General features: G+C 64.3%; 3 protein-coding genes and 1 pseudogene. 2 read left to right on the top strand and 2 right to left on the bottom strand.

Features of this window, described 5'->3' with window-relative positions; translation table 11 throughout:
• Positions 1-264 (top strand): annotated as a pseudogene (locus tag EOA60_RS24415) (carbohydrate ABC transporter substrate-binding protein); the annotation flags it as partial.
• Between the two features lie 25 nt (positions 265-289).
• Here EOA60_RS24415 and EOA60_RS24410 read toward each other — a convergent pair.
• Entirely contained in the window at positions 290-1,126 is an 837-nt protein-coding gene (locus EOA60_RS24410) for an amidohydrolase (protein WP_095823575.1), read from the bottom strand.
• Between the two features lie 120 nt (positions 1,127-1,246).
• On the bottom strand, positions 1,247-2,032 hold the full coding sequence (locus EOA60_RS24405) for an IclR family transcriptional regulator (RefSeq protein WP_095781194.1): 786 nt from the start codon (positions 2,030-2,032) through the stop codon (positions 1,247-1,249).
• A 156-nt stretch (positions 2,033-2,188) separates the two neighbouring features.
• Here EOA60_RS24405 and EOA60_RS24400 point away from each other — a divergent pair.
• Positions 2,189-3,461: sugar ABC transporter substrate-binding protein (locus EOA60_RS24400; RefSeq protein ID WP_164899500.1), on the top strand; the 1,273-nt coding region annotated here is incomplete at its 3' end.

The raw sequence follows: 3,461 nt of genomic DNA, 5'->3' as shown, positions 1-3,461 counted from the left end.
CTCTATGCCGCCGCCGGCGGCCAGCCCGGCCATGCCGCCGCCTGGGAGGACGAAGCCGTGAATGTCGCGACGGGCGACTTCTACCGCGGCACGCGGGCGACGCTGGAAGGCGCCTGGGTGCGCCCGCGCCACGACGGCTACATGGCGTTTCAGCAGGCGGCGTCCGATCGCCTCAACGAGGGTCTTGCCGGCCGGCAGGACGCCCCCCGCGTCGTCGCCGACATCAATCGCCTGTTCCGGCAGAGCTTCGCGGCGCCCCGCTAATACAGTCGGGCATCGGCCTTGCGGCTCACAGCCGCCAGAGCTTCTTCGCGTTGCCGGAGAGCAGTTTCGCGCGCTCGGTTTCGCTCGCCCCGGCAAGGAGCGCGTGCGTCGCCGCTACCCAGCCGAGCAGCCCGCCACCGAGCGTGCAGACCGGCCAGTCGCTGCCCCACACGACGCGATCCCAGCCGAAGCTGCCGATCGTGTGCTCGACATAAGGCCGCAGGGTCTCGACGGTCCAGCTCGCCGGATCGGCATAGGCGACGACGCCGGAGATCTTGCCGACGACATTGGGGCGCCGGGCGATCTCGGCGATCTGCTCGCGCCAGGGATGCTCGGCCTTGCCCTGGATGTCGGGCACGCCGCAATGATCGAGAACGAATTGCACGTCAGGCGCCAGATCGACCAGCGCGATCGCTTGGCTCATCTGTCGCGGCAGGACGCAAAGATCGAAGGTCAGCCCGCTGCCGGCGATGCGCCTGATGTTCTCGCGGAACAGGGCGCCCTCGGAGACGTCGTCGGGCACGACATGCAGCACGCGGCGGAATCCTTTGACAAATGGATCGGCCTTCACCTTGTCCAGCCAGGCGGCGAAGCCAGGTTCTTCCGGCCGGCACGACACGATCGCGCCCCGCACCAGGCTGCCCGGCTTCTTCGACAGTCCTTCGACAAGGGCTGTCTCAGCCGCGATATCTGCCGGGTGGACGTCGACCTCCATATGGAGCGCCAATTCTATGCCCGCGCGGCGCGCCTCGGTGGCGTATTCGTCGTGGGAAAAATCGCGGTCGAGGGCCGGCACGCCGGAGAGCCATGGATAGCGTAGCGCCGCCCTGTCGATGAGATGCAGGTGGGTATCGACGATCATGGCTTCCTCCCTTGTCGCGCTATCCACGTGGCCCGAATTGCGCAGCGGCTTTTGCGCAAACGACATGCTTCAGACATGGACTCGATCATCTCACCGGAGAATTCGCCATTCAAATAAGAATTATTCCTTTGACCTGACATCCGACCCGGCGAGTTGCGACAGGCGGGCCGCTGCTGCCTGGAGCAGCGTGATGGTCCTGGTGATATCGGGCGCTGCCGGCGCGTTGACCAGAGTGATATAGGGTATGGTGAGCGCGGCGATGCCGTGCCCGTCGGAACCGAGCACCGGCGCCGACAGATTGTAGACGCCGGCCGTCTGCAACGAAGCCATCATCTCGTAGCCACGATCGCGCACCTGGTCGAGGCGGGCGAAGAAGTCGGGCGACAACTTCATCTCCTCGTTGCTGCGCAAATGCTCGGCGATCATCATCTCGCGCTCTTCCGGCGAGCGAAAGGCCAGCAGCACATGTCCCGAGCCGGTGTCGAACAGGCTGATATGCGAGCCGACGCGGATCGAGATGCCCCAGTATCGCGGCGCTTCCTGCTGGGCAATGACCACGGCGCTGCCACGGTCGAACACGACGAGCTGGTTTGCCTGCCAGGAGGTCTCGGCCAGCTCGCGCATGATCGAGGTGGCGTAGGAGACCAGCCTGCGCACCGGTGCATGCAGCTGGCCAAGCCCGAAGAGCTTCAGCGTCAGCGAATAGCGGTCGCCGTCTGGCCGGGTGACGTAGCCGCGTTTCACCAGACGGTCGAGCATCCGGTAAAATTCGTTCGGGCTGCGGTCGAGCCGCTTGGCTATCTCGGCCTGGGTCAGGCCGCCATCGACGCTGGCGAGCAGTTCCAGAATGTCCAGCCCCTTGTCCAGTGCCGGCGCGCGATAGCGGTCTTCCTCGTCGTCCTGCACCCGATGCCCTCTGGTGAATTCTGATCTTCATATACGCAAGACAGCCTTCATAGGGAAGAAGTTTCGGCTTGACGACTTATGAATAATTTGTTTGCATATGAATGAAGCATGGAGCTTCAGCCATGACGGCCTGCGGCCATTCCAGGGAGGATATTCATGAACAGACTGCTTTCCGGCGTCGCCGCCGGCGCATTGCTCATGGCATCGGGTGCGGTCTTTGCGGCCGACCTGCCGGGCAAGTTCACCGGCGTCACGATCGACGCCAAGCTGATCGGCGGCCAGCAATACGAAAAACTCTACGCGCGCATCGGCGAGTGGGAGAAGGCGACCGGCGCCAAGGTCAACGTCGTCTCCAAGAAGAACCACTTCGATCTCGACAAGGAGATCAAGTCAGACATCGCCTCCAACTCGATCACCTGGTGCGTCGGCTCCAACCACACCTCGTTCGCGCCGCAATATCCGGGCATCTACACCGACCTCGCCAAGCTGCTGCCGAAGGAGGAGATCGACGCTTTCGTCCCGGCCAACATCGCCGCCGGCACGCTCGACGGCAAGCTGGTAATGCTGCCGCGCGCGCAGTTCGACGTCTCGGCGCTCTACTACCAGAAGAGCCTCTACCAGGACGAAGCCAAGAAGAAGGCCTACAAGGAGAAGTACGGCGAGGAGCTCGCCCCGCCGGACACCTTCGACGAGATGGCCCAGCAGGCGGAATTCTTCGCCAGCCCGCCCGACTTCTACGGCACGCAATATGCCGGCAAGGAAGAGGCGATCAACGGCCGCTTTTACGAGATGCTGATCGCCGACGGCGGCGAATATCTCGACAAGGACGGCAAGCCTGCCTTCAACTCCGAGGCCGGCGTCAAGGCGCTCGACTGGTTCGTCAAGCTCTACAAGGCCAAGGCTGTGCCCGCCGGCACGACCAACTATTTGTGGGATGATCTCGGCCAGGGGTTCGCGTCCGGCACGGTGGCGCTCAACCTCGACTGGCCGGGCTGGGCCGGCTTCTTCAACGACCCGAAGTCGTCCAAGGTCGCCGGCAATGTCGGCGTCAAGGTGCAGCCGAAGGGCTCGTCCGGCAAGCGCTCGGGCTGGTCCGGCGCGCATGGCTTCTCGGTGACCGAAAGCTGCGCCAACAAGGAGGCCGCCGCCTCCCTCGTCTGGTGGCTGACCAACGAGGACAGCCAGAAGCTGGAAGCCGCGGCCGGCCCGCTGCCCACCCGCACCAAGGTGTGGGAATGGGACCTCGAGCAGGCCAAGTCCGATCCTTACAAAACCGAAGTGCTGCAGGCCTTCCAGGAAGCCGCCAAGAACGCCTTCCCGGTGCCGCAGACGCCGGAATGGATCGAGATCTCCAACGCGGTCTATCCCGAACTTCAGGCCGCCATCCTCGGCGACAAGACTTCCAAGCAGGCGCTCGACGACGCTGCCG

Source organism: Mesorhizobium sp. M1A.F.Ca.IN.020.06.1.1, from assembly GCF_004023265.1.
In the GTDB taxonomy this organism is placed as follows: Bacteria; Pseudomonadota; Alphaproteobacteria; order Rhizobiales; family Rhizobiaceae; genus Mesorhizobium.
The sequence above is the reverse complement of the archived record's forward strand: the minus strand, read 5'-3'. Positions and strand labels throughout refer to the sequence as shown.

What these genes read in the sequence shown, in the direction of transcription:
- EOA60_RS24410 (WP_095823575.1), bottom strand. Translation starts at nt 1,126, where the DNA reads ATGATCGTCGATACCCACCTGCATCTCATCGACAGGGCGGCGCTACGC.